21 protein-coding genes are annotated in these 23,692 nt (G+C 58.4%); 1 reads left to right on the top strand and 20 read right to left on the bottom strand.

What is annotated here, in order from left to right:
- Positions 1-23: 23 nt before the first annotated feature.
- From WA157_RS07060 to ccmA, 18 genes are all read right to left on the bottom strand, one after another.
- The gene (locus tag WA157_RS07060; protein ID WP_422620276.1) at positions 24-1,778 is read right to left on the bottom strand and encodes a Shedu anti-phage system protein SduA domain-containing protein; all 1,755 of its coding nucleotides are present in this window, start codon (positions 1,776-1,778) and stop codon (positions 24-26) included.
- A gap of 13 nt (positions 1,779-1,791) precedes the next feature.
- Positions 1,792-3,159, bottom strand: coding sequence for a restriction endonuclease subunit S (locus WA157_RS07055; RefSeq protein ID WP_422620275.1), 1,368 nt, complete (start codon positions 3,157-3,159; stop codon positions 1,792-1,794).
- On the bottom strand, positions 3,156-6,089 hold the full coding sequence (locus WA157_RS07050; RefSeq protein ID WP_422620274.1) for a type I restriction-modification enzyme R subunit C-terminal domain-containing protein: 2,934 nt from the start codon (positions 6,087-6,089) through the stop codon (positions 3,156-3,158). The genes WA157_RS07055 and WA157_RS07050 overlap by 4 nt, the downstream gene beginning before the upstream one ends.
- A 220-nt stretch (positions 6,090-6,309) precedes the next feature.
- Positions 6,310-8,250 carry a TRAP transporter large permease gene (locus WA157_RS07045; RefSeq protein WP_422620273.1) on the bottom strand — a complete coding sequence of 647 codons (1,941 nt, stop codon included), beginning with the start codon at positions 8,248-8,250 and terminating at the stop codon, positions 6,310-6,312.
- A complete protein-coding gene (locus tag WA157_RS07040) occupies positions 8,247-8,873 on the bottom strand; it encodes a TRAP transporter small permease subunit (RefSeq protein ID WP_422620272.1) in 627 nt (208 codons plus the stop codon). The genes WA157_RS07045 and WA157_RS07040 overlap by 4 nt, the downstream gene beginning before the upstream one ends.
- A 73-nt stretch (positions 8,874-8,946) precedes the next feature.
- Complete coding sequence (locus WA157_RS07035) at positions 8,947-9,999, bottom strand: TRAP transporter substrate-binding protein (RefSeq protein WP_422620297.1); 1,053 nt, start codon at positions 9,997-9,999, stop codon at positions 8,947-8,949.
- A gap of 421 nt (positions 10,000-10,420) precedes the next feature.
- The gene (gene minE, locus WA157_RS07030) at positions 10,421-10,681 is read right to left on the bottom strand and encodes a cell division topological specificity factor MinE (protein WP_011462369.1); all 261 of its coding nucleotides are present in this window, start codon (positions 10,679-10,681) and stop codon (positions 10,421-10,423) included.
- Between the two features lie 4 nt (positions 10,682-10,685).
- Entirely contained in the window at positions 10,686-11,501 is an 816-nt protein-coding gene (gene minD / locus WA157_RS07025; protein WP_011462370.1) for a septum site-determining protein MinD, read from the bottom strand.
- 75 nt (positions 11,502-11,576) lie between these two features.
- Complete coding sequence (gene minC / locus WA157_RS07020) at positions 11,577-12,362, bottom strand: septum site-determining protein MinC (protein ID WP_422620271.1); 786 nt, start codon at positions 12,360-12,362, stop codon at positions 11,577-11,579.
- Positions 12,363-13,194: 832 nt separating this feature from the next.
- Positions 13,195-14,592, bottom strand: coding sequence for a c-type cytochrome biogenesis protein CcmI (gene ccmI, locus WA157_RS07015; RefSeq protein ID WP_422620270.1), 1,398 nt, complete (start codon positions 14,590-14,592; stop codon positions 13,195-13,197).
- Entirely contained in the window at positions 14,589-15,056 is a 468-nt protein-coding gene (locus WA157_RS07010) for a cytochrome c-type biogenesis protein (RefSeq protein WP_422620269.1), read from the bottom strand. The genes ccmI and WA157_RS07010 overlap by 4 nt, the downstream gene beginning before the upstream one ends.
- Positions 15,053-15,577 (bottom strand): DsbE family thiol:disulfide interchange protein, encoded by a 525-nt coding sequence (locus WA157_RS07005; RefSeq protein ID WP_422620268.1) that lies wholly within the window; start codon positions 15,575-15,577, stop codon positions 15,053-15,055. Before WA157_RS07005 ends, WA157_RS07010 begins: the two co-directional genes overlap by 4 nt.
- Positions 15,574-17,547 carry a heme lyase CcmF/NrfE family subunit gene (locus tag WA157_RS07000; RefSeq protein WP_422620267.1) on the bottom strand — a complete coding sequence of 658 codons (1,974 nt, stop codon included), beginning with the start codon at positions 17,545-17,547 and terminating at the stop codon, positions 15,574-15,576. The genes WA157_RS07005 and WA157_RS07000 overlap by 4 nt, the downstream gene beginning before the upstream one ends.
- A 10-nt stretch (positions 17,548-17,557) precedes the next feature.
- Positions 17,558-18,001 carry a cytochrome c maturation protein CcmE gene (gene ccmE, locus WA157_RS06995; protein ID WP_422620266.1) on the bottom strand — a complete coding sequence of 148 codons (444 nt, stop codon included), beginning with the start codon at positions 17,999-18,001 and terminating at the stop codon, positions 17,558-17,560.
- The gene (gene ccmD, locus WA157_RS06990) at positions 17,998-18,177 is read right to left on the bottom strand and encodes a heme exporter protein CcmD (protein ID WP_011462377.1); all 180 of its coding nucleotides are present in this window, start codon (positions 18,175-18,177) and stop codon (positions 17,998-18,000) included. Before ccmD ends, ccmE begins: the two co-directional genes overlap by 4 nt.
- Complete coding sequence (locus WA157_RS06985; RefSeq protein WP_011462378.1) at positions 18,164-18,904, bottom strand: heme ABC transporter permease; 741 nt, start codon at positions 18,902-18,904, stop codon at positions 18,164-18,166. Before WA157_RS06985 ends, ccmD begins: the two co-directional genes overlap by 14 nt.
- A complete protein-coding gene (ccmB, locus tag WA157_RS06980; protein WP_011462379.1) occupies positions 18,901-19,584 on the bottom strand; it encodes a heme exporter protein CcmB in 684 nt (227 codons plus the stop codon). The genes WA157_RS06985 and ccmB overlap by 4 nt, the downstream gene beginning before the upstream one ends.
- A complete protein-coding gene (gene ccmA, locus WA157_RS06975; protein WP_422620265.1) occupies positions 19,581-20,213 on the bottom strand; it encodes a cytochrome c biogenesis heme-transporting ATPase CcmA in 633 nt (210 codons plus the stop codon). The genes ccmB and ccmA overlap by 4 nt, the downstream gene beginning before the upstream one ends.
- 287 nt (positions 20,214-20,500) lie before the next feature.
- Here ccmA and WA157_RS06970 point away from each other — a divergent pair, with 287 nt between their 5' ends.
- The gene (locus WA157_RS06970; RefSeq protein WP_422620264.1) at positions 20,501-20,971 is read left to right on the top strand and encodes a cytochrome C; all 471 of its coding nucleotides are present in this window, start codon (positions 20,501-20,503) and stop codon (positions 20,969-20,971) included.
- A 104-nt stretch (positions 20,972-21,075) separates the two neighbouring features.
- Here the strand turns inward: WA157_RS06970 and gstA are convergent, their stop codons facing one another.
- Both gstA and WA157_RS06960 read right to left on the bottom strand, forming a co-directional pair.
- Positions 21,076-21,684: a glutathione transferase GstA gene (gene gstA, locus WA157_RS06965; protein ID WP_422620263.1), complete on the bottom strand. Its 609-nt coding sequence runs from the start codon at positions 21,682-21,684 to the stop codon at positions 21,076-21,078.
- 313 nt (positions 21,685-21,997) lie between these two features.
- A complete protein-coding gene (locus tag WA157_RS06960) occupies positions 21,998-23,449 on the bottom strand; it encodes a coniferyl aldehyde dehydrogenase (protein WP_422620262.1) in 1,452 nt (483 codons plus the stop codon).
- Positions 23,450-23,692 lie beyond the last annotated feature (243 nt).

The following is a 23,692-nucleotide window of genomic DNA, read 5'->3' as shown; positions in this document are numbered from 1 at the left end:
ATTGGCATCCAGCGATGCGTTTCCTACGCTTGTGTCAGTTGCCCCAAAAGCCAGCCAAGCTGCGTTCGTGCCGCACTAACCAAAGCCTCGTAACCAAACACTTTCATTCTTGGCGAATCGTTATGAGGTTGGGTCGTTGCATCACGGGCTTTACCAAGCAGAAGAATTTCAACCGATCCAAATCGCGGCTCAAGATCGTCACGATATTCGGCAGCTTGACGCTGATCATCACGGCAAATTTCCTTAGAAGGACGCTTGAACTCAATGAGCAAATACTCACCATTCAACCGCTGACCAAGAAAAAGATCCGGGCGCCGTGATGCACGTTCCCCAACAAATTTACTGTCTGTGTATTCCTGAATCGTCCTCGCAGTGGTTTTATTTGAGGCAATCAGCGTGTATTCAGCGCCGAGAATCCATAGGTTTTTTTCGATCGTTTGGTGAATCGACTTTTCCAATGTCACGGGACTGCGAATCAGACTTTCAAGATGATCAAGCAGTTGTAGCCTACTGCGAGTCTGGTTTGCCATTTGCGCCATGTCTACCAACCCGAATTCCGCCAGCGCCCCCGCGAGTGCTTCAATGTCCCCGCTTGGGCTTTCGTCGATATGCTGAAGGATTGACCAGTATTCATCCTTTTCCAACGCGTCCAGGACAACGGAAGCGACTGTTTCAATTCGCTCTTCGCTTTCCCCATAGAAACGCTTCATTACCTTCTCAAGCGCCAATCGGGCATAGCGCTGACGATACTCAGGAAGTCTTGACAAACGGGCGTTCAGTTGCTGTTGAAGCCTTGCCCTCTGGAGGTTCATTTCTTTCGTAAAAACCTCACCAAGGGCGGTCTTGATGTGCGCCTGAATCACAGGCTTGATTGCCTGATAGGCCTTGTCGTTCTCAATGATGTCACCCCAGTCCGCAGTAACGCCATCCAATAGACTGTCCGCTTCAACCTCCCCATAAAGCTTCCGCAGGAGCTTGGCTGGAACTTCAGGATCATCCTCAAGACCCCAATAGCTTGGTCGCCCAACAATTTTTCCAGCCACGCGAAGAACAATACCAGCTTGCTTTATTGCCTGATTGCTGTCGGCCACCTTGTAGGACAACCGGATGCTGCCAGCATGCGCTACGGCCTGACTGTGCGAGTAGCTGCTTCCCTGAAGATCATCAAGACCCAGGCCGACGCCGTTTACCTTGACATCAAAGTCGGCCTCGCGCCCATATTCAACGACCAATAGATTCTTCAATTTTTCCGGAAGCGGAAAGGAGAAGCGCTGATTGAGTTCGCGTAAAGTCACCGTCGTTCCGTGCGCGTCCTTAGCTGCATCACTTACCGTGATTGGCAAGTCGAATCGTTCTAGATCACGCGTAGCGTTCATGAGGTTCTCCTTTGAAACAACGACGCGCGTCGTACGCCCCCGTGCGGTGGTTTCAATTTCCATGATCCCTGCAACCATCAGACCCGCAAATTTGCCAATCCCCTTGCGGCCCTTGACCCGCCGTTTCAAGGTGGCGGTCAGATCACCTTTCCGCGAGCGGCGGTCATTCGCAACGACCAGATATTCGTTCAGCAACTCCTGTTCTGTCATGCCGCTTCCGTTGTCCGACACAACAATCGGTGCATCAGTCATGGCATCGGGCAATGCAACCGTCAATTTCGTCGCATCCGCATCCCACGCGTTGTCGATCAACTCTTTGAGCGCATGCTCTGTAGATCGGTAGCCCTCTCCAAGCAAGCTTGCGAGCTTCGGATCAACTTTGAAATTTGCCTTATTTGCCATCAATTCCCCTGATTCAGCTGACTTCGAACATCTTCTGCAGAGTGGCCTGCCTCAGTGACCACGAGCGCTTGAGGTTGGCGTCAACCTCTCGCTCGACACCGCGAACGAGCGACAAGCGACGATCAACTTCCGTAACGATCCGCGATTGCTCTGCCAAAGGTGGCAGTGGAATGGTTATTGAAGCAAGCTCCGGTTGCGCCATCTTGTAGATACCTGCCGTTGTTTTGACTCGTTTTTCGATTTGCCGACGGACCAATCGTGTTGACCACAACGCGTGAAACCAAGGTCCAACACTAGCCACTTCGGTAAACCGAATCCGCATCATCGTGTCGGGGAAGATGATCGCCTGCTTGGGCTTTTGAGCGGGACTTCCGCGCCCAACGAGCTCAAGACTGCCGTTTCCGCGAGAAACGAAGAAGTCGGACTCACAAATAACAATGTCTTCAACCTTCGCCGGATCGATGGGCAAACAACGGAAGTCATCAAAATCCAGTCCCTGGTCACTCATCGCGCTCAACCGCAAGGCCCTGACTTCAGTCGGGATTTGGCTTTCTTTGATTGACAGGCCATTGACGATACGTTCACGCATTGCCTGGGACACTGTGACCCAAGTCCACCCCTTCGGAATCTCAACATCGACAGGACACACGGGCGGTGTTGGCGAATCGTATTTGCCTTTCCATATGCTCCGCCGGGCCTCAAGAATCCGCTGCAAAAGCTGCTCGCCGGTTTCGAAGCTTCGACCTTCGCGGCGGGCTAGTTCGGCCTCAAGGGGGACGAGGCGGCCTTCTACGGCGTCTTTGAGGACAGAGGCCTTGTAGCGTTTGAGGTTGGCCTTGACGCGCTGGAGGTTGGCGACGGCTTCGTCGAGGCGGGAGAACTGCTTTTCGAGTTCGGCGACGATTTCCAATTGCTCGCCCATTCCGCCAATCGGAATTGCGAAATCAAGCAACCGACTCGTCTCAATTGACGCAACTGTCGTTCCGTTCTTTGCGCACTCTCTCAGGATGCGCTGGCTCGCGCCTCGAATCGCGTGAGCGACGTACTTAGGTGAAATCCCTTCTTTCGGTGTGAGCGCCTTTAGGTCCTGATTGATGGTGACAGGGAGTTTGGTAATCGCGACCGGAAATGTGTGCGACAAGATACCGCTCCGCGTGACAAACAGGATCGAGCCTTCGGGCACCATCGACACGCGTCCGTCAGCGAGAGCAAGTTCCGTGATTCGATCTTCGGACGAAATGATCTCGTGAATTTTCATATCCTTCGGCGATACCCAGGGCACCGTGCCATCAGTCCAATAGGCTGGATTTGCTTTTGACGGAGTGTTACCGCCCGCCCAGTTGCCAAGATCGCGAAGGCGAACCATCACTGGTGCACTCACGCCGCCAACTCCCGATTCATCGCTTCAAGCACCGTGGGCAGTTCCGCGCCAAACAGTTGGTACACGCGGCCCATGCCGCCTTGCTGGGCGAAGGGGGAGTATTCAAAGTCGTCGGGCACTATCGTCAAGTTGCCTGCTATGTGTTCGCGGATCATGTCTAGCCAGTGGAGTTGTTCTTTGGTGAAAGGCCCTTCGACAGGCTCAGGGCGAGCGGATGAGGAGTCAGCGCGAACGGATGAGGCGTTGGGACGAACGGGATTTTTTGCATCCCATGCAGTCTGCTGCTGCGCCAGCCAGGCTCTGAAGTTGGCATTGACGCGCTCGGGGAAAGGCACCAGCTCGTTGTCCTGGTGCATGGCAAAGCGCACCAGGCTGACCAGGTCGGTCAGGATGCGGCGGCGGTTTTCGCCTTTGACCTTGCTCTTGTCCAGCGCTGCGTAGGCTTGCCACAGCTGGCCCTCGGTCCACAAATTCGGCGGGGCTTGCAGTGCATCAGCCAAGGTCCTGAGCGCGTCAAATGTGAGTGTTTCGGCCTGTAGCCCCCGTAAACGCTGGGGTTGTTGATACAAAATTTGTAGCGCTGTGATTTCGTCCTTGTGCTCGGCGATGAACTTCTCGAAACTTTCCACGGTGCCTTTGGCGCGGTCACTGGCGGCCTCGGAGAAGTCGGCTTCCAGCAGAGTGTCTTGCGTCACCGTGTCGATGATTTGCTCGGCTTGTCTTTTCAGGTCGATGAGCAGGTTGCGCAGGGCGGGGTCGCACAGGGGTCTGACGGCGGCTTGCATGAGCCCTTCGACAAGCTCAGGGCGAACGGCTCCCGTGGAGTCTGCTTGCCAGTTGTCGGGGTCGAGCGCGTCCACAATGCCGCGCGCCAGATCTTTGAGGGAATGGCCGCCAGAGGCTTGCACTATCTTGAGTTTGTCGGGCTCGGTCAGCTCGCGGTCCAGCCGGGCCAACCTAGCGGCGACGCTGGACAGCACTTCGGGTTCCACATTGCCCAGCGCCACGGCTTGCAGCAGTTTGTCGAAGGGCACGGACTTTTTCTGGTCCATGGGGGCGGAGTCGGTTTTGTCTTGCTCGCACACGCCCACGCAATCGACGATAACGAAGTGGTCTTTGGCTTTGGCGTCGGGGGTGACGGCCTGCAGGTCGGTCGGCGGGATGATGCGCACGCCGCGGCCTTTCATCTGCTCAAAGAAGTTGCGGCTTTTGACCGAGCGCATGAACATGACAATTTCCACCGGCTTGATGTCGGTGCCGGTGGCGATCATGTCCACGGTAACGGCGATGCGCGGGAAGTAGCTGTTTCTGAAGGCGCTGATCAGGTTCTCGGGCTTTTCGCCGGTGGTGCGGTAGGTGATCTTCTGGGCAAAGTCATTGCCCTTGCCAAACTCTTCGCGCAGTATTTCGACAATCTTTTCGGCGTGGTTGTCGTCTTTGGCAAACACGATGGTCTTGGGCACCTCGGTGCGGCCGGGAAATATCTCCGTGAACAGCTTGTCGCGGAAGGTGCGGGCTATGGTGCGGATCTGGTCGGGCGTTTGCACGGCGCGGTCCAGCGCGTCGGCGTCGTAAGCCATGTCTTCATCCAGCTCTTGCCAGCGGGTTTTGCGGGTGAGGCGATCGCGATAACCCACGGAGTAGCCCGCCTCCACCTGCGCACCCTGTTCACTGACCTGGGTGCGGATGCGGTACACGTCGTAGTTGACGTTGACACCATCGGCCACGGCCTGCTGGTGGCCGTATTCCATGACCAGGTTCTGGTTGAAGAAGCCAAAGGTTTGCTTGGAGGGCGTGGCAGTCAGGCCAATCAGATACGCGTCAAAGTACTCCAGCACCTGGCGCCACAGGTTGTAGATGGAGCGGTGGGCTTCGTCGGTGACGATGATGTCAAAGGTCTCTATGGGGAAGGCGGGGTTGTAGCCGATGGGGTCGGGCTTGGCGAACAGGTTACCGAGGCCATCGACGCTTTGCTCATCGTCTTCGGCGCTTAGCTCCCGGCCCTTGAGCATTGAAAAAAGGCGCTGGATGGTGCAGATGGTGACGCGGGCCGTGGTGTCGAGCTGGTTGCTTTGCAGGTGCTGGACGATGTATTCCTCTCCAAACTTGTAGTTGTTATAGGGCGAGGTGTATTGGTCAAACTCTTTTTTGGTCTGGCGGCCGAGGTTGCCCCGGTCCACCAGAAACAGCACGCGTTTGGCCCCGGCGAACTTGATGAGGCGGTAGATGAAGCTGATGCTGGTAAAGGTCTTGCCGCTGCCGGTGGCCATCTGGATCAGGGCGCGGGGTTTGTTGGCTTTGAGCGACGCCTCCAGGTTGCGGATGGCGATGATTTGGGCGGGCCACAAGCCGTTTTCTATCAAGGGCGGCATGTTTTGCAGGCGGGCCAGGAAGGTGGCGGCAGTTCCATATGCCGGTCTTGGTTCTTCCGCCGTTCGGGCTGAGCTTGTCGAAGCTGGCCCTTCGACAGGCTCAGGGCGAACGGCAATTTGGTCCGGGCGAACGGATTGGGAGTTCTTCAGAAAGGCCGCCAGTGTCTCGGGCCGATGAAAGGCAAACACGGCTCGGGCGCGCGGCTGCGGGTCCAGGCCCTGAGTGAAGTGGGTCTCTATGCCGGTGGACTCGTAGCTGAACGGCAAAGGGCGCACCCAGGCGGGCAGCCTGGCGGGCAGGCCCTGGGCGTAACGAGCGGACTGCACCTCGACGCCGGTCAGCGTGCTGCCCTCTTTCTTGGCCTCGATCACGCCAGCAGCTTTGCCGTCGATGTAGAGCAGATAGTCGGCAAAGCCGTAGCCGGGGTTGAGCGGGAATTCACGCAGGGCCACACCACGGGCGGCGTGGATGTTGGCGTCCGCCATGTGGCAGACGTGCCAGCCTGCTTGCTGCAGCAGCGTGTCAATGCTGACCCTGGCTTTTTGCTCTGGCGACATGCCGTCTCCCTTTGGCAGCCATTCTAGGGCCTGTGCCAAATCACCAGTAATTTATGAAAAATCGGGCTGTAGACCCCGTGTTCATTACGAAAGGCGCTATTAAAACAATAGCATGTTGGTGGCTTGACGGTTGACTGGGTCATCGCTCAATCTAAGCCACTCAAGAAACAGAGGGCGCCTCTGCGCCCTCTGTTCAACTTCTTATTCCAATGCCGTCAGATTATTTGTACAGCAACTGCGGCAGCCACAAGCCGATCGCCGGAAACTGGTAGAGCAAGATAATCGCAAACACCTGGATGGCCATGAAGGGCAACATACCGGCAAAGATCTGATTCAGCGTCACATGCGGCGGGCTCACGCCCTTCAGGTAAAACGCAGCCATCGCCACCGGGGGGCTGAGAAAGGCCGTTTGCAGGTTCAGTGCCACCAGCAGACCGAAGAACAGCGGATCGATGCCGAAGTGCGGCAGCAGCGGGATGAAAATTGGCATGAAGATCACGATGATCTCGGTCCACTCCAGCGGCCAGCCCAGCAGAAAGATCACGACCTGGGCCAGGATCATGAACTGCACCGGCGTCATGTCCATGGACAGTACCCAAGTGTTAATGATCTCCTGGCCACCCAGCAGGGCGAATGCGGCCGAGAAAATGCTGGAGCCAACGAACAGCCAGCACACCATGGCGCTGGTCTTCGCGGTGAGGTAGACCGATTCCTTCAACACCCCGAGGTTGAGTCGCCGGTAGGCCGCCGCCAGGACCAAGCCGCCCATCGATCCCATCGCCGCCGCCTCCGTCGGTGTCGCCAGTCCGAACACGATGGTGCCCAACACCGCCAGGATCATGATCGCCAGCGGAAAGAACGATCCCAGCAGCATCTTGAAGATCTCCAGCCGGGCGAAACTGAAGATGGCATAGAACAGCGCCAGCGCAACCGCGCAGCTGACCAGCCCGATCCAGAAACTCGCTGGCGCAGGCACGCGCTCAGACGCGGCAACCGGTTCGGCCACGATCAGCGCACCCGGCTTCACTGCCTCTGTCTCCGCGGCTACGCTGGCTGCGGGTGCTTGCGTTGCCTCGTCACTGGGGGGCTCCTGCAAGCCGCTCTCAGGTTCAGGCTCCTGCAAGCCCCCGGCGTCGGCTGTCTCTTCCCCGACCGTGCCCAGGGCCGCGCTACCCATCGCGACCACGCCCTCGGGCACTTCCGGCTCGACCGGCGCCGTCACCTTCAGAAACACGGTACCCATGATCAACACGACCGCCAGCGCCGGCAGCAGGGCGATGAACAGGTGGTTGAGCAGCGTGCGCATCGGCACCGCCGCATTGCGCTTGCCCTTGATCGCACCCATCAGCCCCGGCAACACCCTTTTGCTGATGGTGCTGGAGACAATTTCCGCGAAGGCGGGCAAGGGCACGTGCCGCTCTTGGGCCGACATGGGTGGCGCAAGACTGGGCTTGAGCTTGGCCAGCACAATCACGTAGACGATGTACAGACCCGCCAGCATGAGGCCGGGGAAAAAAGCGCCCGCGTAGAGTTTGACCACCGACACGCCAGCGGTGGCCCCGTACACAATCAGCATGACCGACGGCGGGATCAGAATACCCAGACAGCCGCCCGCCGTGATGGCACCGGCCGAGAGCTGCACGCTGTAGCCGGCGCGCAGCATGGCGGGCAAGGCCAGCAGACCCATCAGCGTGACCACGGCGCCCACAATGCCGGTCGCGGTGGCGAAGATCGCGCAGGTGATGATGGTCGCCACCGCCAGCGAACCCGGCACGCGCGCAGTGGCGAGGTGCATGCTCTTGAACAGCTTCTCGATCAGGTTGGCGCGCTCTATCAGGTAGCCCATGAACACGAACAGGGGAATGGAAATCAGCACGTCATTGGACATCACCGAATAGGTGCGCTGCACCATCAAGTCCAGCGTCTGCTGCACCGCCAAGCCGGGATTCTGACTTCGGTAAGCGATCCAGGCGAACACCATGCCCATGCCCATCAGGGTGAACGCAGTGGGAAAGCCAAGCATGATGGCGACCACGACCAGCGCCAGCATGAGCAGACCCAGATGGCCGTTACTCATCATCGAGGGCGACGGCAACAGGATAAATGCCGCAAGCACGACGGCGGCCATGATCGTGAGCCCGAACCAGACTTCTTTTCTCATTTCTGGCTCTCCTGCGGATGGACGACGAAGGCATCGAGTTTGGCGATGTCTTCGTCCTTCACGTGCACCATTTCCTTCAGTTTTTCAACGTCCACTTCCTCGACATCTTCTCCGCGTGAGGGCCACTTACCCTGCTGCAGACAGACGATGCAACGCACGATTTCGACCAGACCTTGCGCCAGCAGAAAGGCTCCGGCAAGGGGGATGATGGTCTTGAACGGGTAAACCGGTGGGCCGTTGGCGGTGATATTCGAATGTTCGTTGATGGCCCAGGAGTCAGCGGCATAGTTGTAGCCGGCCCAGGCCATCGCAAACACCCCCGGAATGAAAAACAGAATGTACAGCGCCAGGTCCAGACCGGCCTGCAAGCGCGGCGGGAAAAAGCCATAGAGCACGTCACCGCGTACATGGCCATTCTTGGACAAGGTGTAGGCGCCCGCCATCATGAACAGGCTGCCGTACATCATGCTCATGACGTCGAAGGCCCAGGGGTGCGGATTGTCCAGCGCATAGCGCGAGAACACTTCCCAGGAGATCATGAACGTGAGGGCGACGATGAGCCAGGAAAACGACTGCCCGACAAAGGTGCTGATCCTGTCCATCGCAAGAAGCAATTTCTGCATAGTCTGGTCTGCTCAAATAAAATCAGCCATCCGGACAAGATCCGAATGGCCGATGGATGCTGCAAAAAAACGCTCAGGCCTTCTTGGCTGGGAAGAAATGGCTCACGGCCATACGGCGACTGACGTAGGTGTCCTGATCCCACTTCACGGCGCGCTCGGCAAATGCCTTCTGCGATGCGACGACTTCCTTGAACAAGGGGTTTTCAGCCGACTTCTTTTCAATAATGGCATCCCATAGTTTGAGTTGAGCCTGCAGAATCGAATCCGGGGTCTTGTAGAACTTGACCTTGTCCTTGGTCTGCAGCTCGATGTAGTCCTTGGAGTAGCGATCAATCGCTTTCCAGGACATCTCGGCCGACGCGGCCTCCGTTGCGCCCGCGATGATCGCCTTCATTTTCGGGGGCAAGGCATCGTATTTGGTCTTGTTGAACATGATCTCGAACGTTTCGGCGCTCTGGTGGTAGCTTTGCAGCATGCAGACCTTGGACACATCGGGAAAGCCCAGCAGACGGTCCGAGGAGGAATTGTTGAACTCAGCCCCATCGAGCAGACCGCGGTCCATGGCAGGCACGATCTCGCCACCGGGAAGCGCATTCACTGCGGCACCCATGGCAGTGAACAAATCGATCGCCAGGCCATTGGTACGGAACTTGAGGCCCTTGAAATCGTCCGGCTTTGTGATGGGCTTCTTGAACCAGCCCAGTGGCTGCGTGGCCATCGGGCCGTACAGGAAGGACTGCACATTGCCGCCGATGGAGGCGTAGAGTTTCGCCAGCAGCTCGGCCCCGCCACCGTACTTGTGCCAGGCCAGCATCATGTTGGCATCCATGCCGAACGCCGGACCGGAATTCCACAGCGCCAAGGCATTCTGCTTGCCGTAGTGGTAGCCCAACACGCCGTGCCCACCGTCGAGCGTGCCCTTGGACACCGCCTCCAGCAGCCCGAACGCAGGCACCACCGCACCGGCAGGCAGAACCTCGATTTTGAGATCGCCGCCGGTCATGTCGTTCACCTTCTTGGCGTAGTCCAGGGCGTACTCATGAAAGATGTCTTTAGCCGGCCAGGTACTCTGCCAGCGCATGGAGATCGGACCGGTTTGCGCTTTGGCGATCATGGGGGCAGACATGGCACCAGCGGCCAAGGCGACGCCTTTAAGCAAACTGCGGCGGCGGGGGGTTTTGCTATCAATCAAGTGAGTCTCCTGTTGTAGAAAATGACGGCACCATTTTGAACACACATGTCCATGATCCAGATCAGGGTTTCTACTCAAAAGATCAGGTTTCTTGAAAAAAAGCATTTTTGCTTCTTTACCCGGTATTTCTTGCCTTTCAACCAAAATAACTGTCTCGGAGGTGACATTTCATGACGACCAATGACGATGCGTCCTTCGGCAGGGCCGTTCCAGGGTCTGTGCCCAATCAGCGGAAATGTATGACAAATCAGGCTGTAGCCGCCGTGTAATAAGCACAGACAGCTATTAAATCGGCGCAGGCGGAACTGCGTCAGGAGGTAGCGCAGTTGAGCGGCGGCCGCGTCGATTGAACTGGCTAACGCGAGTCGGGCAGCTCGATTTTGACTTCGAGCACCTCCAGGTCGTCCTGGCGCTCCACATTGACCTTGATGTCTTCCAGATTGATCTTGACGTACTTGCTGATGACCGCCATCAACTCGCGTTGCAAAGCGGGCAGGTAGTCGGGCTCGGCGGCGTTGCGGCCGCTGCGCTCATGCGCCAGGATGATCTGCAGCCGCTCCTTGGCGACGCTGGCGGATTTTTTCTTCTCGCCAACAAAAAATGAGAAAAAAGACATGATGCTATTTCCCCCCGAAGAGCCGCTTCAGAAACCCTTGTTTGGGTGCGTCGGTAAAGCGCATGGGTCTTTCTTCACCCAAGAAGCGGTCAATCACGTCCTTGTAGGCTTCCGACACATCGCTGCCCTTCATGTGCACCGCCGGCACACCCTGGTTGGACGCCTGCAGCACGGCTTCACTCTCGGGAATGACACCAATCAGTTTGATACGCAAAATATCCTGGATGTCTTCCAGCGACAGCATCTGGCCCTGGTCGACGCGGGCCGGGTTGTAGCGGGTGATGAGCAAATGCTCCTTGACGGGCTCCAGACCCTCCATGCCGCGCCGGGTCTTGCTCGACAGCATGCCCAGAATGCGGTCCGAGTCGCGCACCGAAGACACTTCGGGGTTGGTCACCACCAGCGCTTCGTCGGCAAAGTGCATCGCCATCAGGGCGCCGGTTTCAATGCCCGCAGGTGAATCGCAGACGATGAATTCAAAGTCCATGGCGGTCAGATCGCTCAGCACCTTTTCGACGCCGTCTTGCGTCAGGGCGTCTTTGTCGCGGGTTTGCGAGGCGGCCAGCACATACAGGTGGTCGCACTGTTTGTCTTTGATCAGCGCCTGGTTCAGGTTGGCTTCACCGTGGATGACGTTGATCAGGTCATACACCACGCGGCGCTCACAACCCATGATCAAGTCCAGGTTGCGCAGGCCGACGTCGAAGTCGATCACAGCCGTCTTGTGCCCGCGCAAGGCCAGACCGGTTGCAAAGCTGGCGCTGGTGGTGGTCTTGCCCACGCCGCCCTTGCCGGAGGTCACTACGATTATTTTTGCCATGGGGAAGCTGTCTTTCACGAAAATTCAAATTAAAACATTGTCAGCGCTGCTTGCGTGATGGCACGCGCGTGACGCTCAGGTGTTTAGTGCTTCAAACAGTAACTTGTCCTGCCCATCATTGCTCAAACGCACTTGCGCTGGCTTGCCATGGATGTCAGGTGCCAGCGGATTCTCACTGGTGCGGTAGACCCCGGCAATCGAGATCAGCTCGGGCTCCAGGCACAAAGAAAATATGCGGGCCTGGGTGTTGCCACTGGCGCCCGCCATGGCTTTGCCACGCAAGGGCGCATAAACATGGATATTACCGTCGGCCACCACCTCGGCCCCTTGGTTGACCATGGCCAGCACCACCAGGTCACCCCCACGGGCATAAATTTTTTGGCCGGAGCGCAGCGGCTTGTCAATCACCAGTGTGGCCGGGCCAGGGACTTTACGCGCCGCCTCGCGTACCGGCTCCACAACGGCCGCCGGCTTCACCGGCTCGGCACGCACCGGGCGCACACGCGGCAAATCAAGCGGCGCCTCCACCAAGCCCAGCGCCAGCGCTGCTTGCATCCACACGGCGCCGGCGCCACGCGCCGCCACTGCCAGCAGGCGACAAGCCCGCAAGGTCTGCAGCAGGGGTTTGAGGTCTTGCACGGGGCTGTCTGGCGGCAGAGACGAGAAATCAAGCACCAGGGGGTCGTTATCAAAAAAATCGGGACTTTCGCCCTGTGGACCAAATTGCTTCAACAAATCAGAAGCCAGCAAGTCCCAGTCAGGGGTCTTGAGCAGCAGTGCTACCAGCGGTAATTGGGCGCTTTTGATTTCAAAAGACGCCGGTACGGAGCTGGGTGGATTGGCTGCGGAAGAAACAGACATGAAAGGCAATGGCTAAGGAAAACTTTTTAATCAGTTGAGAACGATTCGAAGAGCGGCAAGGCCGACACGATCCGAGATTGAGAAACAGCGTGTGGCGAGCCTGAATTTTACTTGATTGACTGGTTCGGCCCGTGCGTCACGCCAAGCCGGGTGAAAGTGGGGCCGCTTGCGTCCGGGTTGGATCAGAGGGCACGAAATAATTTCTCCACTCTTATCTTCTATCTTTCTACTGTTTATAAATAGTAGTAGTAGATAAGGATTGGTCCGACATGGGGATAAGCGAATTTTATGTAAGCAAATCAAACACTTGGATGTGGTCGACCCATGTGGGTGACTATGCTTTTGTTTTGTACCCGGGATCTGGATAACTTCTGGATGTGAATATTAATGTGGATAAGTCGCTAATTGTGCCAACACTATGCACAGCTTTATCCTTTGACAGAACTTGATAAATCACGGTGAATCAGCGTGGTCGGCTTATCGGCGCCGGGCATGCTGCGCTGGCGCCAGAGCTTAGTGAGGGAACAGGGTGGCTGAAGCGCGACCATGGAGGTGGTGCGGCAGCGGTGCGCGAGTCACGAGCCCCTGTGACGGGTGGCTGCGCAAAAAAAGTGTCGGGGGATGCCGATGGAAAGGGGTCAAACGCTTTGACGTCCTACATCGGCCTGGTGACCGGCAAAGACCCGTGCGATCCAGTGTGTGGATGAGGGTCTGGCCGTAGGGTGAGGCGCCCGCCTCCTGCATTCTGAAGGTAAAGAGCGCCGAAAATTTATAGAAAACTGGCCGCTAGCCCCCGTATTTATTGGGTAAGCAGCTATCCAATTTATAGCAATTAAGGTTTGGCCAGCAAGCCCAATCCGCCTTTGACTCGTGCGTCGGCGATTTCAGCCTGTACCTGTTTCGCGTCACTTGAACCGGGCGGCAGTACGGTTAACACTTTTTCCCAGTGGGCCACGGCTTGGGCATAGTCAGCACGCCGGTAAGCGGCGGTACCGGCCATCATCAAAGCCGTCGGGTGCTTGGGGTTCAAGGCCAGTGCCTTGTTCACCAGGGCCAGCGGACGGCCTTCAATCTTGTCAGCACGCGTGGCCAGTACATCGGCATACTGGGTCAACAAGTCGGGATCACTGTCCACCAGTTTGCCGGCCTTGGCATAGGCTTGTTCTGCATCTGCCAGGCGGCCCTGCACCTTGTAGGCATGCGCGAGCCGGACCCAACCCGGCAGGTCATCCGGATTGGCTTTCTGACGCGCAGCCAGGCGATCCACCATTTGATTGATCATTTCCGGGGTCATGGCCGCCGCCGCTGCGGGATCGACCGGCGGCAGCTTGCCCGCTTCAGCGGCGGGCCCAGCCGCAGGGGTAGCCGTTGGTGCAGTTACTTTTTGTGCCGCTGGCAGGCCGGCTTTGGCGCGCGCATCGGCAATGTCGGTTTCCACTTGCTGAGCATCGGGTGACCCGGGCTCAAGCAGCGTCAGCAATGTTTCCCACCGATTCACGGCGCCCTTGAAGTCGGCGCGGCGATAGGCCGCCACGCCGGCCATCATCAGACCCATGGGATGCTGCGGGTCTATGCTCAAAGCCTTGTTTACCAGTTCCAGCGACCTGCCTTCGATGTTGTTGTTGGCACGTACAGCCAACAGGTCGGCGTAGTCCACCATCAGGTCCGGATTGGTATTGACCAAGTCACCGGCCTTCTTGAAGGCTTGTTCGGCCTCGTCAAAGCGGCCCATCACCTTGTAGGAACGCGCCAACATGGCCCAACCCTGGGGGTTGTCGGGGTTGGCCTGCAAGCGAGCGGCCAGGCTGTTGACCATTTTCATGGCCTGATCTTCGTTGGCTTTTTGTGCCGCAGCCGGATCTATGGCCGCAGGCGTGCCCAGCAGCCAGTACATGCCTGCAGCCCCGAGCGGCATCAGCACGACAATCAGCGCGGCGGTCAATCGCCCGGTCCAGATGCTGGTGCCGCTGGTGTGCCGAATCGGCGCCGGTTCCTCGGTGTCGTCGAGCAGACGCAGCTGCAATTCGTCCCGGGTGGCTTCACAGTCCGCTGGACTGATGACGCCGCGCGCCAGATCGCGCTCCAGCGTATCGAGTTGATCGCGATAGATGGAAGCGTTCAGGCGCTCGCTGGAGACGCCCGCCGCCGGCGCCGGGCGCAGCAAAGGACGCACTATCCAAGCCATTACCAACAGTGTCAAAAGCACTGCGATTGCAATAAAGACGGTCATGAGGGAGTTTCCGAATCTTTGAGAAGAGACTGTGCTTTTTTGCGCTGGGCGGCGTCGAGCACCGGCGATTCAGCGCTGCGCTGATTGCGGCGCACCATGCGCACCAGCATCACGATGGCACCGATCAGGAGCAGGAAGGGACCAAACCACAGTAGCCAGGTAATCGGTTTGACGGCCGGGCGGTAGCGCACGAAGTCGCCGTAGCGGCTGACCATGTATTCCATGATTTCGGCATCGGTCTTGTTGGCCTTGATTAATTCGCGCAACTCGCGGCGCAAGTCCAGCGCCAGATCGGCCCGCGAGCCCGCCAGCGACTCGTTCTGGCAGACCAGGCAGCGCAGTTCTTCGGAAATAGCGATCATGCGCTGCTCCACCACCGGGTCTTCCGCCAATAACGGGGCTTCACCGGCATAGGATGAAAGTGCGCATTGCAGCGCCAGTACAAGTGCCAGCCAGTATTTCATTTTTGCAACTCCCGGATCAAGGGCACGATCTTGTCGCGCAAGGCTTCTTCAGTCACGGGGCCGATCTGCTTGTAGCGAATCACACCGGCTTTGTCGATCAGAAAGCTCTCGGGTACGCCGTAGACGCCAAAGTCAATGCCAATGCGTCCGTCTTTGTCGGTGATGGCGTGGTCGTAAGGGTCGCCAAAGCGCGCCAGCCATTTCAGGCCATCCGAGTCTTTGTCCTTGTAGTCCAGTCCAATGATGGGCAGTGTCTTGGTCTTGGCAAATTCCATCAGGATCGGGTGCTCCTGCCGGCAGGCAACGCACCAGGAGGCCCAGGTATTGAGCAGCCAGACCTGGCCCAGCATGTCCTTGGCCGAAAATTGCTGGCTGGGCTCATGCAGGTTTGGCGCGGTGAACATCGGCGCCGCCTTGCCGATCAGCGGTGATGGAATCTCGTGCGGGTCCCGTGTCAGACCGATGGCCAGAAAGATCACCAGGACAATAAAAAGCCCGAGCGGAATCAGCTTCTTCTTCATGCTGCAACGCCCTTGATTTTTGCATTGACCGCTGCTGCGCTGGCGGTGACCTTGCGGCGATAGCGACGGTCGAGCGCAGCCATGCCGCCGCCCAAGGCCATCATCAGGCTGCCGAGCCAGATCCAGACGATAAAGGGCTTGTGGTAGACCCGCATCGCCCAGGCCGGTTTGTCGCCGCCTTCGAGACGCTCGCCGAGCGACACATAGACATCGCGCAGCAGATTGCTGTCAATCGCGGTTTCCGTCATCGGCATGGTGGAGGAGAAATACGTGCGTTTCTCGGGATGCAGGGTCTTGAGCACCTTGCCGTCACGGATCAATTCCACATCGCCGCGGTCGGCGTTGTAATTGGGCCCCGGCACCTCACGGATACCGGTCAGGCGGAAGGTGTAATCAGCCACTTCGACCGTGTCGCCCACCACCATGCGCACGTCTTTTTCGGTTTCATACCCCTTGACCATGGTGACACCGACCACAAACACCGCAATGCCGATGTGTGCCATGTGCATGCCCCAGAACGAGATCGGGGTGGATTTCCAGTTCACGGTGTCCTTCATCTGACGGTAGATTTGCTGCGCGGAGCCCAACACAATCCAGAACACCAGCGTCAAACTGAGCGCCACCAAAGGCGACCATTCGCCGGCAAGAAACGGGGCGCTGCAGCCCAGCAGCACCGAAAGAATGGCCACCGGGCGCAGCTTTTTCGTGAGTTCCGCAACGCTGTCATTTTTCCAGCGCGCATACGAACCCAGCACCATGAAAAACAACACCGGCAGCATGATGGGTGCAAACACCGAGTTGAAGTACGGTGGCCCGACCGACAGCTTGCCCAGGTTGAGCGCATCCACAATCAGCGGATACAAGGTTCCCAGCAAAACCGCTGCCGCAGCGGTGGTGAGCAAGACGTTGTTAACCAGCAGAAAAGTTTCGCGCGACATCAGCGCAAAAGCGCCGCCGGCGCGGACCTTGCTGGCGCGCATGGCAAACAAGGTGAGTGAACCACCCACCACAACGGACAAGAAGAGCAGGATGAACACGCCGCGTTTCGGGTCGGTGGCAAAGGCGTGAACCGAGGTCAGCACACCGGAGCGGACCAGGAACGTTCCCAACAGGCTGAGGGAAAACGCAGTGATGGCCAGGATGATGGTCCAGTTGCGAAAAAGTCCACGTTTTTCTGTCACGGCCAAGGAATGGATCAGCGCGGTGCCGACCAGCCAGGGCAGGAAGGAGGCGTTTTCGACCGGGTCCCAAAACCACCAGCCGCCCCAGCCCAGCTCGTAATACGCCCACCAGGAACCCATCGCAATGCCGATCGTCAGGCAAATCCAGGCCGCGGTGGCCCAGGGCCGCGACCAGCGCGCCCAGGCGGCGTCAAGCCGGCCATTGAGCAGGGCGGCGATGGCAAAAGCAAACGGCACCGACATGCCGACGTAACCCATGTACAGCATGGGCGGGTGAAACACCAGGCCGGGGTCTTGCAGCAGCGGATTCAAATCGCGCCCATCGGCCGGAATGTCGCTCAGGCGCAGAAACGGATTAGAGGTGATCAGCATGAACAGCAGGAAACCGACCGCCACCAGAGCCAAAACACCCAGCACCCTCGATACCATCACCTCAGGCAACTGACGGGAAAAAAGCGACACCGCCATCATCCAGGTGCACAACATCATCAGCCACAGCAGCAGCGAGCCTTCGTGCCCACCCCAAACGCCGGCAATGCGGTAGATATCGGGCAGCTTCGAGTTGGAATGCTGCGCCACATAAGCGACGGAGAAGTCATTGGTAAAAAAAGCATAGGTCAGACAGCCAAAGGAGAGGGCCGTCAGCAACCACAACGCTTGCGCGCCGGGGCGTGCCATCGCCATCCAGTCGGCGCGCCCCTGCTGGCCGCCGACCACGCTCAGAACACCCAACGCCAGCGCCACAAAGAGCGCCAGGATCAAAGAAAAATGACCAATTTCAGGAATCATGGTGAGCCTCTTATTTCAGCGTTTTTGCAGCTTTTTGGATCTCTGCCTGGTCCATGGCGTGCTGGGCCTCGGGTGGCATGTAGTTTTCATCGTGCTTGGCCAGCACCTCGGTGGCAGTAAAGTGGCCGTTCTCGTCCAGCTTGCCTTGTGCCACCACGCCTTTGCCCTCCTTGAACAGGTCCGGCAGGATGCCGGTGTAGGAGACCGGCACCTCCCTGGCGGTATCGGTCACCACAAAGGCCACCGTCAGGTTGTCACGCTTGACCGTACCCTCCTTGACCAGGCCACCAATGCGAAACGCTCTGTTTTTTGGCGCCTCGCCGGCAAAAACCTGTGTTGGAGAGAAGAAAAAAACCAGGTTGCTTTGAAAGGCATTAAGGACCAGATAGGCCGCGATGCCCAGAGCGGCCAAGCCGCCCGCAATGATGGCCGCGCGTTTGTGACGAGGTTTCATGAAGATGCTCCTTCGGAAAGTAATTCGTTGCGAAGATTGCGCAGAAGTTCCTGACGCTGGCGGCGAATGACCAGCGTCTCAATGCCCATCACCGCAGCGGTTACCCCAAAGCTGCCCCAGACATAGAAGGCGTAGCCGCCCATGGCAAAAAATTCGGAAACACTATTCCACTGCATTTTTGACCCACTCCGTATGACGTTCACGATCGAGAATGATGTTGCGCACGCGTGCCAGCGTCGTCGCTATGGTGTACATCCAGAACGCGACGACCATGATCAACATGCCGGCCAACATGGTGCTGGCCATGGTCGGGGAACGGGTTAAGGACACCGACGCTCCCTGGTGCAGGGTGTTCCACCACTTGACTGAAAAATAGATGATGGGCACGTTCACCACGCCCACCAGCGCCAGCACGGCACACGCCTTGTCGGCGCGGCGCGGGTCGTCGATGCTTGACTGCAGCGCCAGAAAGCCCAGGTACAAAAACAACAGGATCAGCTCGGACGTGAGGCGTGCATCCCAGACCCACCAGGCGCCCCACATCGGCTTGCCCCACAAGGAGCCGGTGATCAGCGAGAGGAACGCAAACAGGGCGCCCGTGGGCGCCAGCGCCGAGGCCATCATGCCCGAGAGCCGGGTATTAAAAGCCAGGCCAAAGCCGGCCCAGGCGGCCATCACCAGATAAATGAACATCGACATTTGCGACGCCGGCACATGCACAAAGATAATGCGGTAGCCCTCGCCTTGCTGTGCGTCGGTCGGGGCGACAAAGAACGAAATCCACAAGCCGACGGCCATCAGCACGATTGCCAGGGCGGTAAACCAGGGCTGCATGCGCCCGGCCAGCACATAAAAGTTTTGCGGCGAGGCAAATTTGAACCAGTGAATCACGCGGGTATTCATTCCAGAGAAATCCTCAAGGCGGTGGTGGTGGCCAAAGGCGCAAAAAATATCGACAGCACCAGCAATGCCGCCAGCAGTGACAGGTGGCCGCCCATGCCGAGGCCGGCGGCGTCGGCCTCTACCGCGCCAGCGCCGAAGATCAGCACCGGAATATAGAGCGGCAAGATTAACAGCGACAACAATACCCCTGCACCACGCACGCCCAAGGTCAGCGCCGCGCCGATGCTGCCAATCAGGCTCAAGGTGGGGGTACCCAGTAGCAGGGTCAGCATCAAGATGCCCAGCGCCCGACCATCCAGGCCGAACTGCAAGCCGAGCACGGGTGCCATCAGCACCAGGGGCAGGCCCGACAGCAAAAAATGGGACAGCGCCTTGGCCAGCACCAGCAGACCGAGGGGTGTGCTGGACAGCGCCATCTGCTCCAGCGAACCATCGGCGTAATCGGTGGCAAACAGGCGTTGCAGCGACAGCATGGCTGCGAGCAAGGCACTGACCCACAGCACCCCGGGTGCCATGCGCAGCAAGAGCGCTGATTCTGGCCCCACGCCAAGCGGAAACAGGCTGGCAATGACGACAAAAAATACCAGCGGCGTCAATACCTCGCCTTTTTGCCGCAATGCCAGGGAGACCTCGCGCCGCAGCACGGCCAGCAGGACCGAGCCCAATCCCAGCTTCTTCATGCGCGCAACTCCAGCAGCTGGGCCGGTATGGCGCCGATGTCCACCTGTTGGTGGCTGGTCAGCACGGCCAAGCCGCCTTGGGTCAAATGCGCTGCGATCAGGTCGGCCAACATGCGCACCCCGGCCTCGTCCATGGCGACAAAAGGCTCATCAAGCACCCACAAACGGGCCTGGCTCAAAGCAAGTCGGGACAGGGCGACGCGACGCTTTTGACCTTGCGACAGATGGCGCACCAACTGGCGGTCGCGACCGGCGACGCCAAAATGCGCCAGAACCGACTGTGTTTGCGCCGCGTCAGGGGCCATGCCGCCCAGCGCCGCAGTGAACGCCAGGTTCTCGTGCACGGTCATGGATTCCTGCAGGGCATTGAGGTGACCCAGGTAGCACAGGTCTTGCCGGTAGGCATCGGCCTGGGCATGAATGGGGGTGCCATTCCAGAAAATTTCACCGGATTCGATCGGTGCCAGACCGCACACCATGCGCAGCAGGCTGGTTTTGCCGACACCGTTGGCCCCGGCCACATAAAGCCAGTGCCCGGATTCCAAAACGCAGTCAATATTCTGAAAGAGTTGCCGACCGCCCCGGCTGCAACCGAGCTTGGAAAAGGAGAGGGTCGGAACAGTTTTCAATTCGTGGTGCCATGAAATCGATTGCGGGAATTTTACGGTATGGTCACGGGCCCGCGGGCGAGCCGCGGATTGGCAACAGCCCCTGTGGATGGCCGACTCTGTCAGAGACAAAACGCCCATAAACTGGCGTTTCTCATGAACATTCTTAACAATTCTTTACGCGGCGTCTTAAGGTGGCAAGCGTAAAGTCTCTGCAAAGTTGGCAGGTCATTTGAGCCGAATAGAATTCGGCAGCGAGTTCCAATTTTTATATTCAACCACCTCGTCAAACTAAAAGGAAGCACAGCATGAAATTTAAAGTTCTGGGAATTCTGGCTTGCGCCACGATGGCCTTACCCGCACTCGCCGCGGACGTTACCTACCGCGCTGACGTCCAGCCCATTCTCAAAGCCCAGTGTGATGAGTGTCACGGGGCCGAAGCGCCGACGCTCAAAGAATTCGATTTGGCCAAGGAAAAATACACCAAGGAAAAGTCCGGCCCGCGTCTGAGCACGTATGAAACACTGCTGCAACTGATTGCCTATCCGGATTCTGGGGCCTTCATGCGCCGCCTCGACGATGGCAGCGGCAATGCCGACAAGAAGCCGGGCAATATGTACAAACATTTGGGTGAAACCGATGAACAACGCGCCGCCAATCTGAAGGTTCTCAAGGCTTGGGTGGGCGAAGGCGGCTGGAACCCCAATCGCTGGATGGCACGGGGCGATGTTCCTGCCATCACCAAAGAGCAACTCGACAAGCTTAAATTGAAGTATTGAGTTAGCCCATGGTTGCCCGGGCAGACCGGACACTGCAAAAAAGCCGCTGCAAGCCAGCGGCTTTTTTTACGCCCGCCCAGGCGCGACCGAGGTGTTGGCGCCAGCTATTTGAGCAAGCCTTCGGCGCGCAGGGCGGCCTGCACGGCGGGGCGTTCACCCACGCGGCTCATGAAGGCGCTCAGGTGAGCCAGGGCTGAGATATCGATGCCGACATGTTGGGTCCAGCCCGCGACCACGAACAGATAGCCGTCGGCGACCGTGAACGTGTCACCCATCAAATAGGGCGCCTTGGCCAGCTCGCCGTCGACCCATTGCAGGCGCGAGTTCAGACGGGTTTTGGCGATGGTTTTGGCTTCTTCGGGCATGCCGGGGGTGAACAGCGGCGAAAAGCTTTTGTGCAGTTCGGTGCCAATGAAGTTGAGCCATTCCTGCAGTTTGTAGCGCGCAAACGTGCCGTTGGCTGGTGCCAGTTGTTTGGCCGGAACCTGGTCGGCGATGTACTGCACGATGGCGGGGCCTTCACGCAGCTGGGTGCCGTCGTCGAGTACCAGCAGCGGCACGTAACCGAGTGGGTTGATGGTGTAGTAGTCGGTGCCGTCCGCCAGCTGGTGGGTTTTGGTCGGCGCGCGAATGGCTTCAAAAGCCAGGCCGGCCTCCTGCAGTGCAATGTGGGGCGATAGCGAGCAGGCGCCAGGGGAGTAGTAGAGCTTCATGCCAAGTCTTGGTGGATGTTCGGGTGAACGGTTTGAAAAAATGGGTGCAGCGCCGATGCTGGCCGCCGTCGTGTGGGCCGGAGTGTATGAGACTTCGGGCTGGAAGGCGCGGCGGACGCCGTTTTCGATCGTTATTCGGTCAATGCGCTACAAAAAACATAGCGATATATCATTACTGTACAAGGGCTTGCGGCCTAAAAGGCTATATGCAAGGGCAGATGCTGGGGCTCATCTTGCAGGGACTGCAGGGGTGGGGTTCGGTGTCGGAGCGTGTGCGCAGAAATTGCCGCTTTGGGCCCGTCGCGGTATAAGGCTAGCGGGTCAGGAAGTCCAGGTAGCGGGTGGCGAATTTGCCATAGGGCGGCCACAGGAACTTGATGGCGCTGAACGGCGCCTGGTAGAACACCGGGCGCATTTTGGAGAAGGTGACGAAACCGTCGTGACCGTGGTAGTGGCCCATGCCGCTGTCGCCCACGCCGCCAAAAGGGAGATCGTGCTGGCCGACATGGAATAGCCCATCGTTCACGCTGACACCACCCGACATGACGTGGCGCAACAGGTGGTGCACCAGGGGTTTGTCATTGCTGAAAGGGTACAGCGCCAGCGGACGGGGTCCGGCGTTGATGGCTTCAATGGGCTCTTCAATCGACGTGTAGGCAATGATCGGCAGCACCGGACCAAAGATTTCCCGGGTGCGCAATGCGCAGTCCGGGGGTGCGTTGAGCACGATATGAGGGGCAATCTTGCGGCTGGCACTGTCCCACTGTTTGCCCGGGATGAGTTGCACCAGGGTGGCGCCGCGTTCTTGCGCTTCTTCGAGGGCGGCAACCACGCGGTTGAACGAGCGTTCATCAATCATGGAAGTGTAGTCAGGGGTGTCCAGTGTGGGGTAGCGCGTGCTCACAATGTCTTTGGCCATGGCCGCAAATTCGTTCACCTTGGCAGTGGGGAGGTACGCGTGGTCGACGGTGGTGCAAATTTGTCCCGCGTTGAAGCATTTCACAAACAGCAGACGCTCAGCCGCCTTGCGCAAGGGGTAGTCGTCGCAGATGATGGCGGGAGATTTGCCACCCATTTCCAGGGTCACCGGGCACAGATTGGGGGCTGCTGCTGCCATGACGGCGCGGCCCGTCAGCCCGGAGCCGGTAAACAGCAGGTGGTCGAACTTGAGCTTGGAAAACTCGATGCCGACGCCGCCGGTTTCGTCGAAGAAGGCGAGCTTTTCCCGGGGGAAATAGGCCGGGCATTTTTCAATCAGCAGTTTCGCCAAGTGGCGGGAATTCTCCGACATTTTCACCATGGAGCGGTTGCCTGCGGCGAAGGTGGCAATCAGGCCGCTGAAGCTGAGATTGATCGGGAAATTCCAGGGCACGATGGCACCCACAATGCCCAGGGGCTGTGGTATGACGCGGTTGCTGGCGCCAAAGAAATTCTTCCAGTCGACGCCCCGGCGCTGCGGTTTCATCCACTGTTTCAGGTGTTTGAGGGTGTGATCCACCCCGTCCATGACACTGAAAATCTCGGCGAAAAGGGTCTCATGGCGCGAGCGGTTGCCATAGTCCGCGCTGATGGCCGCCACGATGGCGTCGCGGTTGTCACGGATGAGGGCTTTTATTTTGAGCAGGTCAGCCTTGCGCTCTGAAAAGCTGGGGTAGGGATGCGCAAAGTAGGCAGCACGCTGGAGCTTGAGCGTGGCTTCAAGTCCGTTGTCGAGTTGGTCGAGATCGGCGGGCGGCGCGGCGCGGTACAAGGGATTGGTGTTCATCTGCTGACTTCCTCAGTGGTGCCAACTGTCATTATCAAGCGGATTCATCAGCGGCCACTAGGGAGCTTGTTCCAACATGAGCGGCCGGGCCTTATTCAGGGCCTGCTGCCAGACCATTGGCTGCCCGGTAAAATTGCAGGCTGCAGTTCATCGGGCGCCAAGGCGTGCGCCTTCTCATTTCGCCCCCATTTTCGAGTCATAGCTATGCTTTATCCCCAACATTTCGACGTGATCGTAGTCGGC

It is taken from the genome of Rhodoferax ferrireducens (genome assembly GCF_049302455.1).
GTDB lineage: Bacteria > Pseudomonadota > Gammaproteobacteria > Burkholderiales > Burkholderiaceae_C > Rhodoferax > Rhodoferax ferrireducens_B.
This window is presented reverse-complemented; position numbering and strand designations above follow the sequence as displayed.